This is a genomic window from Yersinia aldovae ATCC 35236, from assembly GCF_000173735.1.
Lineage (GTDB): Bacteria > Pseudomonadota > Gammaproteobacteria > Enterobacterales > Enterobacteriaceae > Yersinia > Yersinia aldovae.
The window spans coordinates 23,811-39,855 of the sequence record NZ_ACCB01000039.1 but is presented as its reverse complement, the minus strand read 5'-3'; the positions used below and the strand labels follow the sequence as shown (position 1 = coordinate 39,855).

Sequence of the window (16,045 nt, the reverse complement as noted above, 5' to 3'; positions counted from 1 at the left end):
CTTTGGTATCAATACCATAAGCATCAATACCGGCTTCTCTCAAGCCCGCTAATACCGCCTGACCTGATAGCAATGACACTTCACGTTCAGCAGAGGTTCCACCCAGCAATACCGCAACTTTATCAGCCATGATGTTCCTCGTTTTTTGTCTGTGGCTGCAATTTAAGTTCAGCCAATTTACGGGCAATCTTACCAATGTTACCTGCGCCCTGAACCAGAATCAGATCATCGCCATTTAGCAGTTGCGCCAATACCTCTGGCACCGTATCACTGTCTGACACCAAAATGGGGTCCAGCTTGCCACGATTACGGATGGTACGGCACAACGAGCGGCTATCAGCACCAGGGATCGGCGGCTCGCCAGCGGCGTACACATCTAACATCAGTAAAACATCAACTTGCGACAAAACATTAGCAAAGTCGTCGTACAAATCACGGGTTCGGGTATAACGGTGCGGTTGGAAAACCATCACAATACGTTTATCCGGCCAGCCAGCACGGGCTGCTTTAATGGTGGCATCCACTTCTGTCGGGTGGTGACCATAGTCATCCACCAGCATGGCACTGCCTTCTTTGCCGTTGACCGGTGCCAGCGGGAAGTTGCCGAGAAAGTCAAAGCGGCGGCCAGTGCCCTGGAACCCAGCCAGCGCGCGCAGAATATCATCGTCCTCAATGCCTTCTTCGCTCGCGACAGCCACTGCCGCCGCAGCATTCAGCGCGTTATGACGGCCCGGCGCATTCAAGGTCACGGTCATCAACGGCTTATCCAGGCGTTTCAGTGTGAAGTGCCCCTGTGGGCCTTCTTGCCGATAGCTGGCGATTTGTACATCGGCATCATCACTAAAGCCATATGTGGTGATATGGCGGCCAACCCGTGGCAACAGCTCGCGCACCACCGGATCGTCGATACACATCACGGCACGGCCATAGAAGGGCAAGTTGTGCAAAAAGTTAATAAATGTCTGTTTTAAATTCTCAAAATCGCCCTGATAAGTATCCATATGGTCAGGTTCGATATTGGTGACAATGGCCACCATCGGCTGTAAATGCAGGAATGACGCATCACTCTCATCGGCTTCTGCAATCAGATAACGACTGGAACCTAACCGGGCATGGGTGCCCGCCGCTTTCACTAAACCGCCGTTGACAAAGGTTGGGTCCAAACCGGCTTCAGCATAGATACTGGAAACCATTGCCGTGGTGGTGGTTTTGCCGTGTGTACCGGCAACCGCAATTCCATGACGAAAACGCATCAATTCAGCCAACATTTCAGCGCGGCGGATCACCGGAATACGCGCCTCGCGAGCGGCCACAATCTCTGGATTATCCGCAGAAATTGCGGTTGAAACCACCACTACACTGGCATCCAACACGTTTTCTGGCCGGTGATGGAAATAAATCTGTGCGCCCAATGAAGTCAAATGCTGAGTGACTGGGTTAGGTGCCAAATCTGAACCGCTAATCTGATAGCCTTCGTTTGCCAACACTTCAGCGATACCACCCATGCCAGCACCACCGATGCCAACAAAGTGAATGTGCCGGACGCGATGCATCTCGGGCACGATAGTACGTAGTTTCGCCAGTTGTTGTGTATTCACGTTTTTCTTCACTTTTTTGTCTGTTACATATTCACAGCGCGTATTAACCTAACCACCCGCTGTTCATTATCTATGTCTTACTATCACTTACTGGCAGCGACCACTTCGGCGGCTACACGCTCAGTCGCATCTGGGATGGCGACCGAGCGTGCTCGCTCTGCCATCGCTAATAATGTTGTGCGATCCCACCGTGCCAGCAGGCCGCTGACCGCCTCGGCATTAAACTGAGGCTGCTCGATAATTTTGGCAGCACCGGCTTTTTCCAGTGGCAATGCATTCCAATATTGCTGCCGGTCTTTGTGCTGGAACGGTACAAAGATTGCCGGTAAACCTGCGGCGGCAACTTCGCTGACTGTCAGCGCACCGGAGCGACAAACCACCACATCTGCCCAGCCATAAGCCGCAGCCATGTCGTCGATAAACTCAGTCACCTGATGCTTATCATCGCCCTGCCCCGCTTGTTGGTAAGCCTTTAATACATCCGGCAATGCGCCTTTACCCACCTGATGCCACAGCGTGATTTTCTCACCCAGTTGTGCGGCAACCTGCGGCATGGTCTGATTCAGCACTCGTGCGCCCTGACTACCACCGATAACCAACACCCGAATCGGCCCTTCACGGCCCACCAAACGCTCCGCGGGCAATGGCAGCGCGAGTACATCAGTGCGAACCGGATTGCCCACCACTTCGGCGTGCGGGAATGCACCGGGAAATGCCTGTAACACCTTTTTCGCGATTCTGGCCAGCCAGCGGTTAGTCAAACCGGCAATGCCATTTTGCTCATGCAGCACCACCGGAATGCCGCACAACCATGCTGCCAGACCACCGGGGCCAGAAACATAACCACCCATTCCTAGCACCACATCCGGCTGATAATCACGCATAATTTTCTTGGCCTGACCCACCGCACGATAAATCCGCACTGGCGCTGTCAGTTGGGCCATCAACCCTTTGCCGCGCAAACCAGAAATCTGGATGAAATCAATTTCAATGCCATGTTGAGGTACCAAGGACGCTTCCATTCGGTCAGCGGTGCCTAACCAACGCACCTGCCAGCCTTGCGCCATCAGATGATGTGCCACGGCCAAACCGGGGAAGACATGCCCCCCAGTACCACCGGCCATCACCATTAAACGCTTGGTTTTGCCACTCATCGGGCACTCCTTACAAACGCCTGGGCTTTTGCCAAACGTGTTTCAAAATCAATACGTAGCAGCAGCACTATCGCCGTTGACATAATAATCAGGCTCGAACCACCGTAACTGATCAGCGGCAAGGTCAAACCTTTGGTCGGCAACATCCCAGCGGCAGCCCCAACGTTAACCAGTGCCTGAAAGCTGAACCAGACGCCGATTGAGCAGGCCAAAAAGCCAGAAAATCGCTGATCTATCTCTAATGCACGACGCCCGATGGACATCGCACGAAAAGCGACGAAGAATACCATTAACAGTGCCAAAACCACACCGAAATACCCCAGTTCCTCGCCTAAAATCGAGAAAATAAAGTCAGTATGTGCTTCCGGTAAATACTCCAGTTTTTGTACTGAATTCCCCAACCCCTGCCCCCAGAATTCGCCGCGGCCAAAAGCCATCAACGATTGGGTTAACTGATAACCGCTGCCGAACGGATCAGCCCACGGATTCCAGAAGGAGGTCACACGGCGCATACGGTAGGGTTCGGCGACAATCAGCAAGCAAACCGCAAATACACCAGAGCCGATAATGGCTAAAAACTGCCACATTTTGGCACCCGCCAGAAACAGCATCGCCAGCGTGGTGATAAACAACACCACCACCGTACCTAAATCGGGCTGTGCCAGCAGTAACACCGCCAGAATGACCATCACCCCCATCGGTTTACAAAAACCCCAGAAGTTACTGCGCACTTCTTCCACTTTGCGCACCAAGTAGCTAGCCAAATAACAAAACAGCGACAACTTGGACAGTTCGGCGGGCTGAATACGCAGCGGCCCGAGTGAAATCCAGCGGGATGCCCCGTTGACTGAGCTACCCACCACCAACACCACCAGCAACATTACTATCGAAATCAATAACATAATGTTGCTATAGCGCTGCCAGACGGCCATCGGGATACGCAGTGTTACCAGTGACAAACCCAATGCCAGAAGCAGATACAGCGCATCACGTTTAGCGAACAGGAAAGGGTCACTGGCCAGACGCTGACCGATGGGCATTGATGCCGATGTCACCATCACAAAACCGATAATTGCCAAACCGAAGGTCAGCCACAACAAGGTTCTGTCGTAAAGCACCATGCTGGTGGTATCGCTTTCGCGCGATCCCATCACATAATGTTTTACGCTATTAAACAGCCCCAGCCCCGGCATTCGCATCAGCCTAACTCCTCTGCCAGACGAGCAAACTCATCACCACGTTGCTCGAAACTGCGGAACTGATCCAGGCTGGCGCAAGCCGGTGACAGCAACACCATATCGCCCGGAGCCAGGCTCTTCGACAGCAATATCATGGCCTGTTCCATTGTTTCAGTCAGTTGAGACACTTCCGGGCGCAACTCAGCCAGTTGCTCGCCATCGCGACCAAAGCAGTAAATTTTGATATGGTCGCCTTGCAGAAAACGCGTCAACCCAGAGAAATCAGCGGATTTACCGTCGCCGCCCAACAATAAATGCAAGGTACCGTCAACCTGCAAGCCATCCAACGCTGCTTCCGTACTGCCAACATTGGTGGCTTTAGAGTCATTAATCCAACGCACGCCATTGTGCTCAAACACCAGTTGGAAACGGTGTGATAAACCGGTAAAGGTGGTCAATGCTTTCAAACTTGACGAGCGGGGAATCCCCACAGCATCAGCCAGCGCCAGTGCTGCCAACGCATTGGTATAGTTATGGCGACCGGTCAATTTCATTTCACGGGTATTCAACACTTTCTCACCCCGAACCCGCAGCCAGATTTCCCCCTGCTGCTTATTCAGGTGGTAGTCACCCACATCCACGCCAAAGCTGATACAGCGGCTATCAGCGCCACGCACCGGCATGGTAAGCGCGTCATCGGCATTCACCACACAAACTTTAGCGTTTTCATAGACTCGCAGTTTAGCGGCACGATATTGCTGCAAACCGAACGGATAACGGTCAGTGTGATCTTCTGTGACATTCAGTAGAGTGGCAGCCTTGGCAAGCAGGCTTGAGGTGGTTTCCAACTGGAAGCTCGATAGCTCTAATACCACCAATTGGTTTTCGTGTTTTTGCAAGGTCAACTGTTTCAGTAAGCTCAGAGCCGGAACACCAATGTTGCCGCCAACCCCCACCTGCCAACCCGCCGCTTTTGCCATCTCACCCACCAGTGTGGTGACGGTGCTCTTGCCATTAGAGCCGGTAATCGCGACCACCGGTGCCTGATTTTCACGACAGAACAGCTCAATATCGCCGACAATCTCAACACCGGCTTTCGCGGCTTCACTCAAAGCAGGATGTGCCAACGCAATACCGGGGCTGGCAACAATCAAATCCGCATTCAGCAGCCACTCCTGATTCAAATCACCGACATGGCGCTCGACATTTTCAGGCAATTTATCCAGGCCCGGCGGATTGATTCGGGTATCCATCACACGCGGCGTAACACCACGCGTCATAAAGAAATCAACGCAGGAAAGGCCGGTTAGCCCCAGCCCGATGATGACCACTTTTTTACCCTGATAATCAATCATAATTACCGCACCTTCAGCGTCGCCAGGCCAATCAGCACCAGCATCAGCGAAATAATCCAGAAGCGCACAATAACTCGTGGTTCTGGCCAGCCTTTAAGTTCGTAATGATGATGAATCGGGGCCATGCGGAAAATGCGCTGCCCACGTAACTTAAAGGAACCGACTTGTAAGATGACCGACAGTGTTTCAACCACGAACACCCCGCCCATAATCACTAATAAGAACTCTTGGCGCAGCAATACCGCGATGGTGCCCAATGCCCCGCCCAATGCCAGAGAGCCGACATCGCCCATAAACACTTGTGCCGGATAGGTGTTAAACCATAAAAAGCCCAGCCCAGCCCCGACAATCGCGGTGCAGACAATCACCAGCTCACCGGCATGGCGCAGATAAGGAATATGCAGGTAGGCGGCAAAGTTCACGTTACCGGTCGCCCAGGCAACCAAGGCAAAACCACCGGCGACGAACACGGTCGGCATAATGGCCAAACCATCCAATCCGTCAGTCAGGTTCACCGCGTTACTGGTACCGACAATCACAAAGTAAGCCAGCAGGATATACATCAAACCCAGTTGCGGCATGACGTCTTTGAAAAATGGCACCACCAGCTCGGTAGCCGCGGTGTCTTTACCAATGCTGTACATGGCGAATGCTGCCGCCAGTGCAATCACTGACTGCCAGAAATACTTCCAGCGGGCGATCAAACCTTTGGTGTCTTTACGTACCACTTTGCGGTAATCATCGATAAAACCGACGATGCCATAACCCACAAGAATGAATAGCACACACCAGACATATGGATTGGAAGGGTAAGCCCACATCAGCACCGAAATGGTGATAGAGAACAAAATCATCAGGCCGCCCATGGTTGGCGTGCCGCGTTTGCTGAAATGTGACTCTGGCCCATCGTTACGGACTACCTGGCCAATCTGTAATTTTTGCAAATAGGCGATCAGGTGCGGTCCCATCCACAAAGAAATAAACAGTGCCGTCAACAAACTGACGATGGCGCGGAACGTCAAATAGGAAAAGACGTTAAAGCCCGAGTAAAATTTTACTAAATATTCAGCCAACCAAACTAACATGATGCCTTCTCCTGTAACGCACGCACGACATCTTCCATGGCGGCACTACGTGAACCTTTAATTAAGACGGTGATAACCGGATGTTCGAGCAGCAATTCACTGACACGGGCTGCCAAAGTGTTCTTATCCTGAAAATGTTCGCCGCACCCGCTTGCATCGCTAAGTGTCTGGCTTAATGTCCCCACGCTAAGGACTTTATCGATGCCCGCCTGTTTTGCGGCCTCGCCCACCTGACGATGGCAGTCAACGGCGGTTTCACCCAACTCGCCCATATCGCCCACCACCATCACTCGGTAGCCCGGCATTTCAGCCAGCACTTGCGCAGCGGCGGTCATGGAGCCGACATTGGCGTTGTAGCTGTCATCGAGCAGCAATTTGCCAGCAGCAAGTTCGATCGGGAATAAGCGCCCCGGCACGGCCTGTAACTGGGTTAACCCCTCACGAACCGCAGCTAAACTTGCTCCGACCGACATGGCTAACGCCGCAGCAGCCAACGCATTGGCAATGTTATGTCGCCCTGGCAGCGGTAACTCGATGGCTACCGTGCCGAAAGGGGAATGCAAAGTGAAATAAGTGACTTGTGATGCAATACGCACATCACTGGCAAAAAAATCAATATCTTCTGCACCGTGAGGGGCAAAACGCCACACCCGCTTGTGATGCAACGTTTCTTGCCAGTGCGGCCAGTCATTGCTGTCAGCATTAATAATCGCAGTACCCTTTGCGGGTAACCCGGCGAAAATCTCGCCTTTGGCTTGCGCTACACCGGCCAGCGAGCCAAAACCTTCCAGATGTGCGGCCGCTAAATTGTTAACCAAAGCACTTTCCGGGCGGCTTAAATCAGTGGTGTAAGCAATTTCACCGATATGGTTAGCACCCAGCTCGATCACGGCAAAATCGTATTCAGGCGTCAGACGCAGTAGCGTCAACGGCACGCCGATATCATTATTGAAGTTACCGGCGGTATACAGCACCTTGCCGCATTGGCGTAAAATCGCCGCAACCATCTCTTTTACCGAGGTTTTACCCGATGAACCCGTTAACGCCACCACGCGGGCAGGCACTTGCTGGCGCACCCATGCGGCTAGTTGCCCTAATGCCAGACGGGTGTCTTTAACCACTAACTGCGGCCCCCCCACCAGTAAGCGTTTACTTACCAGCAAAGCACCGGCGCCTGCGGCAACTGCATCTTCTGCAAAATCATGCCCATCAAAACGCTCGCCTTTGAGCGCCACAAACAAACACCCCGGCGTGACCTTACGGGTATCAATGGTCACTTCGGTTATCTCGATGTTATCACCGCCAATATGTTCAGCATCAAGCAGCGTGGACAGGAAATGCAGCGAAACCTTAATCATGCCACCACCTCCAGCAGACGCGCGACGGTGACTCGGTCAGAGTAATCCAGGCGGCGATTGCCAACCAATTGATAATCTTCATGCCCTTTGCCCGCAATCAGCACCACATCGTCTTCTTTGGCCTGCATGATGGCGCTGGTTACTGCCTCTGCGCGGCCATGAATCGCCTGCGCATGGCCGGCATCGAGCAAGCCACTGAGGATATCGGCGATAATCGCCTGTGGCTCTTCGCTGCGCGGGTTGTCGTCGGTGACAACGACTCGATCAGCCAGTTGTTCTGCGATACCGCCCATAAGTGGGCGCTTACCTTTGTCACGATCGCCACCGCAGCCAAACACACACCACAACTGGCCTTTACAGTGTAAACGTGCCGCTGCCAACGCTTTTTCCAGGGCATCCGGGGTGTGGGCATAATCCACGACTACCGTCGGTTTGCCCGGAGCGTTAAACACTTCCATCCGCCCACACACTGGTTGCAGGTGAGGCGCGGCGGCTAATAATTGTGCCAACGGATAACCCAGCGAGAGCAGCGTTGACAGTGCTACCAGCAGGTTACTGACGTTGAAAGCTCCCATCAGGCGGCTTTCTAACTGGCCTGCGCCCCAGCTTGAATCAAACGCGATGCTGGCACCATTATCATGATATTGAACGTCACTGGCAAAAAGCCACGGGCCTTTCCAGCCGGTAGGGACATTGCCTTCCATGCTGACAGCGACTGCTTGCGGCAATTGGCTGAGCCAGCGGCGGCCCACTTCGTCGTCAGCATTGATAATTTTGTGTTCGGATTGATGAGTGGAGAACAACAGCCATTTCGCCGCTTCGTAACTGGCCATATTGCCGTGATAATCCAGATGATCACGGCTTAAGTTAGTAAACACTGCGGCGGCAAACGGCAAGGCGGCTACGCGGTTCTGAATCAAACCGTGGGAGGAGACTTCCATCGCCGCAAAAGTTGCCCCTTGATCCACCAAATTGCGCAGCAAATGCTGAATATCAACCGCTGAGCCGGTGGTGTTTTCCGTCGGGATAACCTGCCCTAGCAAGCCATTACCAACCGTGCCCATCACCGCACTGGTGTCACCCAATGCCTGGCTCCATTGCGCCAGCAGTTGTGTGGTGGTGGTTTTGCCGTTGGTTCCCGTCACACCGACTAAACGTAATGCGTCACCCGGCTGATGGTAAAATTGCCCCGCCAGCGTGGATAAGTGCTGGTTCAAATTACGCAGATAAATGACTGGCACGCCATGCATCTCGACCATGCTGGCATCCGGTGCGACCCCTTCGGCGTCGGCAATCACTGCCGCCACACCTTGGGCGATGGCTTGCGGGATATAGCGGCGCCCGTCCGTCTGATGGCCGACAACGGCGACAAATACATCCCCGGCCGCGGCAACACGGCTGTCTAATGTCATTTCCCGTAGCGCACGCTCCGGGAGGTCTAGCCCCCAAGGAGCGAGTAAGTCGCGCAAGTTACGATCTGCCACCTGAACCCTCTTTTGTATTAATCACTAATTCGCTTTTATCACCGGTGGGTAACCCATCAGGTTCAATGTTCATGGTACGCAAGACGCCGCCCATGATGGCACCGAACACCGGTGCAGAAACCGCACCACCGTAATATTTCCCTGCTTGCGGGTCATTGATGACCACAACCAGAGCAAATCGAGGGTTACTCGCGGGCGCTACGCCGGCGGTGTAAGCGAGGTATCGGTCCATATATTTGCCATCCGGGCCGACCTTCTTGGCAGTACCGGTTTTAATGGCAATACGGTAGCCTTTAATGGCCGCTTTGGTACCCCCGCCGCCAGGTAATGCCACGCTTTCCATCATATGAACCACGGTACGCACCAGCGGTTCAGGGAAAACGCGTTCACCGGCCACTGGCGGGTCAACTTTGGTAATCGACAGCGGGCGATAAATCCCCATGCTGCCGATGGTTGCATAGACTCGCGCTAGTTGTAACGGCGTTACCATTAGCCCGTAGCCGAAAGAGAAGGTGGCCCTCTCTATGTCAGACCACCGTTGTTTTTTAGGATATAAGCCACTGCTTTCTCCGACCAACCCCAAATTGGTCGCTTTCCCAAACCCAAACTTTAAGTAAGTTTCTACCAAAGCTGAGGATGGCATCGCTAACGCCAGTTTAGACACACCGACGTTACTCGACTTCTGTAAAATCCCGGTCACGGATAGCTCAGCGTAACGGGCCACGTCTTTAATTTGGTGACCGTTAACAAAGTACGGCAAGGTGTTCAGCACGCTGTTTTCTTTCACAACGCCATTTTGCAACGCCGTCATCACTACCATTGGCTTCACAGTCGAACCGGGTTCAAAAATATCGGTTATCGCCCGGTTACGCATGGCATCTTTCGGCGTACCGGTCAGGTTATTCGGGTTATAAGAGGGGCTGTTGGCCATTGCCAACACCTCGCCGGTGGTCACATCGACCAGTACCGCCGTGCCTGATTCCGCTTTGTTAAAGGCCACCGCATTATTCAGCTCGCGATACACTAGCGCTTGTAGGCGTTCATCAACACTCAGCACCAGATTGTGTGCCGCCTGGCTATCAACGGAAGAGATGTCCTCGATCACGCGGCCAAAGCGGTCTTTACGCACGGTGCGCTCGCCGGGTTGCCCGGTGAGCCAGCGATCGAAACTTTTCTCAACACCTTCAATACCTTGGCCGTCAATGTTAGTGACGCCAATAATGTGAGCCATCACCTGACCTGCTGGATAGTAGCGGCGGGATTCCTGGCGCAGATAGATACCGGGCAATTTCAGCTTATGAATATAGTCGCCAATGGCGGGATTAACCTGACGCGCCAAATAGACGAAGCGCCCTTTCGGATTGGCGTTAATGCGGGTTGCCAGTTGATCCAGCGGGATTTCCAGCGCATCAGACAGGGCTTTCCAGCGCGTATCCAATGTAATGCCACCACGTTCGATCAACTCTTTTGGGTCAGCCCATACCGCATTAACCGGTACGCTGACCGCCAGTGGCCGGCCTGAGCGATCACTTATCATGCCACGCGCGGTAGGCACTTCCTGAACGCGTAGCGAGCGCATATCGCCCTCGCGCACCAGTCTGTCGGGATTGATCACTTGCAGATAAGCCGTACGTAGCATCAACCCGACCAATGCCAGCAAAATACAGCCGCACAGCAACGCAAAGCGCCAGCTTATAAAGCTGGCTTGTTCTTCCTGGCGCTTTAACTTCCCGGGGCGCGCTGCTTTCATGCGTTACCTTGGCTGCTACGAGTCATGGTGGCGACTGATTCCTTTAATTTAATTAAAAAAAACGCTATGGTTTAACCACAATGTTTTCTTGTGATGGATCAACGTGTTGCATTTTCAGTTTGTCGGTTGCGATACGCTCAACGCGGCTATGATCGCCCAGCGCGTTCTCTTCCAAAATCAGGTTGCGCCACTCGATATCCAGCGCATCGCGTTCCAGTACCAACTGTTCGCGCTCTGCGGTCAGCAAACGCGTGCGGTGGGCGGTGGTCACAACCAATACGGCAGACACCAGCACCGCGACCAGTAGAATCAATGGGATCTTGGCATTACGGATTAAATCTCCGCCAATGACCCCGACTAAACCGTGGCGCTCATTGCCTATCACCCGTTAATCCTCTCGGCAAAACGCAATACCGAGCTGCGCGCCCGTGGGTTTTCAGCCACTTCAGCGTCCGGTGGCATCATTTTGCCAACCGATTTCAGTGTGCGACCACCCATGCTGCGTAGCTGTGCTTCCGTCAACGGCAACCCCGCCGGCACTTGTGGCCCACGGCTGTGATGACGAATGAAGTTTTTAACGATTCGGTCTTCCAACGAATGGAAACTGATAACGGATAAACGACCTTCTGGTGCCAAAACTTCAAGAGCACCATCAAGCGCGCGCTCAATTTCTTCCAACTCGCTGTTGATGTAGATGCGGATAGCCTGGAAACTGCGGGTGGCTGGGTGTTTGTGTTTTTCGCGAAATGGGCTGGCGTTGGCAATCAAATCCGCCAACTCTTTGGTACGTGTCATCGGTTGAGTGAGGTTGCGCTCAACAATCGCTTTGGCCAGCCGTTTGGCAAAACGCTCTTCGCCAAACGTTTTCAATACCCAAGCGATATCATCAGCGCTGGCTTTCATCAGCCAGTCGGCGGCTGACAAGCCACGGGTAGGGTCCATTCGCATATCCAGCGGCCCGTCACGCATGAAAGAGAAGCCGCGTTCAGGATCATCTAGTTGGGGGGAGGAAACGCCCAAATCCAGCAAGACGCCGTCGATACGACCAACCAAATCCAATTCCCGCACATAATGCGCTAAATCAGAAAATGGGCCGTGTACGATAGAAAAGCGTGAGTCGGTAATTGATTTCGCCGCGTCGATAGCTTGCGGATCACGGTCAATTGCAATCAGACGCCCTTCTGGCCCAAGCTGGGACAGAATCAGACGCGAATGACCACCACGGCCAAAAGTGCCGTCAATATAGATGCCGTTATCGCGGATGTTCAGGCCATTAACCGCCTCATCCAGCAATACGCTTGTGTGCTTGTAGTTGTTATCTACACTTTTTTTGTTATCTACCATGCTTATAGCGATAAGTCCTGTAGCCGCTCAGATAGAGGTTCCTGAGTGGACTGTTCTGCGTCGATGTCATCCTTGACTTGTTGATACCAGGTCTGTTCATCCCACAGTTCAAACTTGTTGAACTGCCCAACCAGCATCACTTCTTTATTCAACCCAGCGTGCTGACGCAATGTTCCGGCAATCAGCAAGCGCCCGGCACCATCCATCTGACATTCACTGGCATGTCCTAACAGCAAACGCTGAACCCGACGTTCAGCCGGATTCATGCTCGACAGACGGGATAATTTCTGTTCGATGATTTCCCATTCAGGGAGTGGATAAAGCAACAGGCATGGCTGGTGAAGGTCTATGGTACAGACCATCTGGCCTTGCGATTCCTCGGTCAGCAAATCCCGGTATCGGGTAGGTACGGCAAGCCGCCCTTTGCTGTCGAGGTTAACCATCGTTGCCCCACGAAACATGACTGAGTTACCCCTTCATGACCCAATTCGCCACTTTATCCCACAAATCCCCACATTAAAGAGTTTACGGATGGTATGAAAACCTTGTCAAGCCAGAGCCGATGCGCTTTGACAATATTTATGGGCAGTTCTTGAGATATATCTCGCAGAAGGGGCTACTTTAGTGATTGAAATAGAAATTAACGTCATGATAAACGGGCTATTTTTCTGTTAGTAATTTCGGCGGCTTAAATAAATAATTAATTGTCGTTTAATTGTCTCATTATTTCCTTCTGCAAGGAATGTCTCATTTTTAGGTTAAAAAATGCACGACTAAAAATTAAACACGATTAAGACAAATCCCGTTGCAGCCGGTGTTTTCTGAGGAACTACGCCACAATTGGCGATCAAAACCACCGCGCGGCAATAATACCCGCGTAAAAAACAGGCCATATCCGGTGCGGCATTTTACTTCAATTAGTCGCGAGGGATTAATCTATTTTGAAATAAATTATTAGCACCTATTTGCCGATATCAGTGAAATATGAATATCTTCAGACAGATAAATCTTAAATTAACCCAATGAGGGAAATTGTTTTTTTGAAGCACTGTTATTTACGATTTTGCTCGACCTCCCTTACTCGTTTTGTTTCCCCAATTGTTGTTCAGAAAATCAAATCGCTGTTTTTTAAAGAAAATCCTACTACATGCCATTTAAATCACCACAACAAGCCCAGATCTTCACCGCAGGAAGTATAAAAACCAGCCAAATGTTAAAAATAAAAATTTTAAGCTGGTTATATTAAAAATAACAACACTGTAAACTACACAAAAAGCCAAAAGACAAAATAAACAACTGGCATTGCAATTATAAGCGAAATATAAAACCTGCTAATTATCTCAATCATGGGCTTTGTAGCAGATGTTTACCCTATGTAGGGAGTCAATCACAATGCTTTCAACTGGATCTCGCCTGCGCAGTGCCGCAGCCGATACTTTTGCACTCGTGGTTTATTGTTTTATCATCGGTATGGCAATTGAGATCGTGATTTCAGGAATGACATTCCAGCAGTCACTCTCTTCACGGCTGGTTTCAATACCGGTCAATATTCTTATTGCCTGGCCTTATGGTGTCTATCGTGATGCTTTCATTCGTTTTGCCCGCCGCTACGCAGGCGAGCGTGTTTGGGCGCGAAATATGGCTGACCTACTGGCTTATGTCAGTTTCCAGTCGCCGGTTTATGCCATAATTCTGTGGGCTGTTGGTGCAGATTTAGAACAAATCACCACTGCGGTCACCAGCAATGCCGTCGTATCGATGGCGATGGGCGTGGCTTATGGTTACTTTTTGGAGTATTGCCGCCGTTTGTTCCGCGTCGCAGGTTATGTTTGATATCCCCGCCATCTTTCAAAGGGCCGCTGTGCTGGCTGCGTTCGTTCACCCGAACCACTTACTGATAATAATCAGGGCCAACGGGTGCCCTGATTGGTTGAAACGTAGATTATTTGCGGCTTAGGCTGCCGCGACGAAACAGATTGCGACGAATACGGGTCAAGCCCGGTTTCGGTTTATGCGGTTCATCCAGGCTGGCTAACACTAACTCCAGCACGCGTTCGGCAACATCACGATGACGCTGTGCGACCGCCAATACCGGGCACTCAAGGAAATCCAGCAGTTCGTTATCACCAAAAGTCGCAATCGCCAGATTGGTCGGCAACCGCCCACTCTGTTTGAGCGTGACGTCCATAACGCCCTGTAACAGCTGGAATGAGGTGGTAAATAACGCCTGTGGCATTGGATGGGTCTTCAGCCACTGTGCAAATAGTACCCCAGCCGCTTCGCGCTCGTAGCTATTGGCATACAGGTAATCGACTTTGCGTGGATCGTCTTTCCATGCGTCACGGAACCCCATCTCCCGCAAGAAACTGACCGACAGTTCGGGTAATGCCCCCAGATACAATACTGACTCCGCCGGAAATGAACGCAGTTCTTGTGCCAACATCTGGGCATCTTCCTGATCCGCCCCCACCACACTGATAAAATGCTCCCGATCAAGCGCGCGATCGAGTGCAATTATCGGGAGTGGGTCATTCGCCCAGCGCTGATAAAATGGATGCTCTGGCGGCAAAGCCGTGGAAACAATAATGGCATCAACCTGGCGCTGTAATAAGTGCTCAATACAGCGCATTTCATTATCTGGCTGATCTTCAGAACAGGCGATAAGTAACTGATAACCACGCTGACGTGCCTGACGCTCCAGATAATTCGCAATACGGGTATAGCTGGTATTTTCCAGATCCGGAATAACCAAACCGATCGAGCGGGTTCTGCCCGCACGCAATCCTGCCGCGACGGCATTTGGGTGATAGTTATGTTCCCTGACAACCGCCATAACTTTATCTACTGTTTTATCGCTGACCCGGTACTGTTTCGCTTTGCCATTAATGACATAACTGGCCGTTGTGCGCGAAACGCCCGCAAGACGCGCGATTTCATCCAGTTTCACGTTAACCCCTTATAAACCCAGTAAAGTGGTGAAAGGCAGAATTGCCTGCCAGGTCTGGAATCCCAGAGCCTTATCAATCTTACCTATGGACCAGAGGGTTATAGGCCAGACTTAGCGACGTATAGACATAGTTTAACTATGGATATAGCCTGCTATAGATCTAACCGCAGAACGCACTATTGAGCAACCGCTTTAACCACTCTATAACCGCATCCAGGTTAAAAAATAAAGGAAAAAAAGGCCCAGCGCACATGCCGAGCCTGATATTCGAAGATGAATCAACATTTATGACTAGAGTTAACGCATAATCTTGTCGCCGCGTGACACACCGACAATACCGGAACGGGCCACTTCAACGATTTCTGCCACTTCTCGTACCGCGTTGAGGAATGCATCCAATTTGTCGCTGGTGCCAGCAAGCTGCACGGTGTAGAGCGTGGCGGTCACATCCACAATCTGCCCACGGAAGATTTCAGTGCAGCGCTTAACTTCTTCACGGCCATAACCGCTGGCCTGTAACTTCACCAGCATGATTTCGCGCTCAACATGTGAGCCTGAAACCAGTTCGCTCACCCGCAGTACATCCACCAGCTTATGGAGTTGCTTCTCAATTTGCTCCAGAACTTTGGCATCGCCCACGGTCTGAATAGTCATGCGCGACAGTGTAGGATCGTCGGTCGGTGCTACCGTCAAACTTTCAATGTTATAACCACGCTGGGAGAACAGGCCCACCACTCTTGAGAGCGCACCTGATTCGTTTTCCAGTAAAACTGATAAAATCCGGCGGCGCAT

14 protein-coding genes and 1 pseudogene are annotated in these 16,045 nt (G+C 51.8%); 1 reads left to right on the top strand and 14 read right to left on the bottom strand.

Annotation, left to right across the window (positions count from 1 at the left end; translation table 11 throughout):
* From ddl to mraZ, 12 genes and pseudogenes are all read right to left on the bottom strand, one after another.
* Positions 1 to 130: pseudogene (gene ddl, locus YALDO0001_RS21345) on the bottom strand (D-alanine--D-alanine ligase); the annotation flags it as partial.
* Positions 123 to 1,598 carry a UDP-N-acetylmuramate--L-alanine ligase gene (gene murC, locus YALDO0001_RS15745; protein ID WP_042547813.1) on the bottom strand — a complete coding sequence of 492 codons (1,476 nt, stop codon included), beginning with the start codon at positions 1,596 to 1,598 and terminating at the stop codon, positions 123 to 125. The gene murC and the pseudogene ddl, both read right to left, overlap by 8 nt.
* 83 nt (positions 1,599 to 1,681) lie before the next feature.
* A complete protein-coding gene (gene murG / locus YALDO0001_RS15740) occupies positions 1,682 to 2,752 on the bottom strand; it encodes an undecaprenyldiphospho-muramoylpentapeptide beta-N-acetylglucosaminyltransferase (protein WP_042840260.1) in 1,071 nt (356 codons plus the stop codon).
* Positions 2,749 to 3,951, bottom strand: coding sequence for a cell division protein FtsW (gene ftsW / locus YALDO0001_RS15735; protein ID WP_042840259.1), 1,203 nt, complete (start codon positions 3,949 to 3,951; stop codon positions 2,749 to 2,751). The genes murG and ftsW overlap by 4 nt, the downstream gene beginning before the upstream one ends.
* Positions 3,951 to 5,285, bottom strand: coding sequence for a UDP-N-acetylmuramoyl-L-alanine--D-glutamate ligase (gene murD, locus YALDO0001_RS15730; RefSeq protein WP_004704522.1), 1,335 nt, complete (start codon positions 5,283 to 5,285; stop codon positions 3,951 to 3,953). The genes ftsW and murD overlap by 1 nt, the downstream gene beginning before the upstream one ends.
* Before the next feature lie 2 nt (positions 5,286 to 5,287).
* A complete protein-coding gene (gene mraY, locus YALDO0001_RS15725) occupies positions 5,288 to 6,370 on the bottom strand; it encodes a phospho-N-acetylmuramoyl-pentapeptide-transferase (protein ID WP_042840258.1) in 1,083 nt (360 codons plus the stop codon).
* Positions 6,364 to 7,728, bottom strand: a complete 1,365-nt coding sequence (gene murF / locus YALDO0001_RS15720) for a UDP-N-acetylmuramoyl-tripeptide--D-alanyl-D-alanine ligase (protein WP_042840257.1) — start codon at positions 7,726 to 7,728, stop codon at positions 6,364 to 6,366. The genes mraY and murF overlap by 7 nt, the downstream gene beginning before the upstream one ends.
* Positions 7,725 to 9,212, bottom strand: coding sequence for a UDP-N-acetylmuramoyl-L-alanyl-D-glutamate--2,6-diaminopimelate ligase (murE, locus tag YALDO0001_RS15715; RefSeq protein ID WP_042547807.1), 1,488 nt, complete (start codon positions 9,210 to 9,212; stop codon positions 7,725 to 7,727). The genes murF and murE overlap by 4 nt, the downstream gene beginning before the upstream one ends.
* The gene (locus tag YALDO0001_RS15710) at positions 9,199 to 10,962 is read right to left on the bottom strand and encodes a peptidoglycan glycosyltransferase FtsI (RefSeq protein ID WP_004704518.1); all 1,764 of its coding nucleotides are present in this window, start codon (positions 10,960 to 10,962) and stop codon (positions 9,199 to 9,201) included. Before YALDO0001_RS15710 ends, murE begins: the two co-directional genes overlap by 14 nt.
* Before the next feature lie 64 nt (positions 10,963 to 11,026).
* Complete coding sequence (gene ftsL / locus YALDO0001_RS15705; RefSeq protein ID WP_042547805.1) at positions 11,027 to 11,347, bottom strand: cell division protein FtsL; 321 nt, start codon at positions 11,345 to 11,347, stop codon at positions 11,027 to 11,029.
* On the bottom strand, positions 11,344 to 12,306 hold the full coding sequence (gene rsmH, locus YALDO0001_RS15700; protein WP_004704516.1) for a 16S rRNA (cytosine(1402)-N(4))-methyltransferase RsmH: 963 nt from the start codon (positions 12,304 to 12,306) through the stop codon (positions 11,344 to 11,346). The genes ftsL and rsmH overlap by 4 nt, the downstream gene beginning before the upstream one ends.
* A 2-nt stretch (positions 12,307 to 12,308) precedes the next feature.
* Positions 12,309 to 12,767, bottom strand: a complete 459-nt coding sequence (mraZ, locus tag YALDO0001_RS15695; RefSeq protein ID WP_004704515.1) for a division/cell wall cluster transcriptional repressor MraZ — start codon at positions 12,765 to 12,767, stop codon at positions 12,309 to 12,311.
* Positions 12,768 to 13,698: 931 nt separating this feature from the next.
* Between mraZ and YALDO0001_RS15690 the strand changes: the two genes are divergently transcribed.
* Entirely contained in the window at positions 13,699 to 14,139 is a 441-nt protein-coding gene (locus tag YALDO0001_RS15690) for an L-alanine exporter AlaE (protein WP_004704514.1), read from the top strand.
* 109 nt (positions 14,140 to 14,248) lie between these two features.
* On the opposite strand, the gene cra is transcribed toward YALDO0001_RS15690, so the two are convergent.
* Entirely contained in the window at positions 14,249 to 15,253 is a 1,005-nt protein-coding gene (gene cra / locus YALDO0001_RS15685; RefSeq protein ID WP_004704513.1) for a catabolite repressor/activator, read from the bottom strand.
* 297 nt (positions 15,254 to 15,550) lie between these two features.
* Positions 15,551 to 16,045, bottom strand: coding sequence for an acetolactate synthase small subunit (ilvN, locus tag YALDO0001_RS15680; protein WP_004704512.1), 495 nt, complete (start codon positions 16,043 to 16,045; stop codon positions 15,551 to 15,553).

Coding starts and splice junctions, on each gene's coding strand:
- murG (WP_042840260.1), bottom strand. CDS start 2,752: ATGAGTGGCAAAACCAAGCGTTTAATGGTGATGGCCGGTGGTACTGGG.
- ftsW (WP_042840259.1), bottom strand. CDS start 3,951: ATGCGAATGCCGGGGCTGGGGCTGTTTAATAGCGTAAAACATTATGTG.
- murD (WP_004704522.1), bottom strand. CDS start 5,285: ATGATTGATTATCAGGGTAAAAAAGTGGTCATCATCGGGCTGGGGCTA.
- mraY (WP_042840258.1), bottom strand. CDS start 6,370: ATGTTAGTTTGGTTGGCTGAATATTTAGTAAAATTTTACTCGGGCTTT.
- murF (WP_042840257.1), bottom strand. CDS start 7,728: ATGATTAAGGTTTCGCTGCATTTCCTGTCCACGCTGCTTGATGCTGAA.
- YALDO0001_RS15710 (WP_004704518.1), bottom strand. CDS start 10,962: ATGAAAGCAGCGCGCCCCGGGAAGTTAAAGCGCCAGGAAGAACAAGCC.
- rsmH (WP_004704516.1), bottom strand. CDS start 12,306: ATGGTAGATAACAAAAAAAGTGTAGATAACAACTACAAGCACACAAGC.
- mraZ (WP_004704515.1), bottom strand. CDS start 12,767: ATGTTTCGTGGGGCAACGATGGTTAACCTCGACAGCAAAGGGCGGCTT.
- YALDO0001_RS15690 (WP_004704514.1), top strand. CDS start 13,699: ATGCTTTCAACTGGATCTCGCCTGCGCAGTGCCGCAGCCGATACTTTT.
- ilvN (WP_004704512.1), bottom strand. CDS start 16,045: ATGCGCCGCCGGATTTTATCAGTTTTACTGGAAAACGAATCAGGTGCG.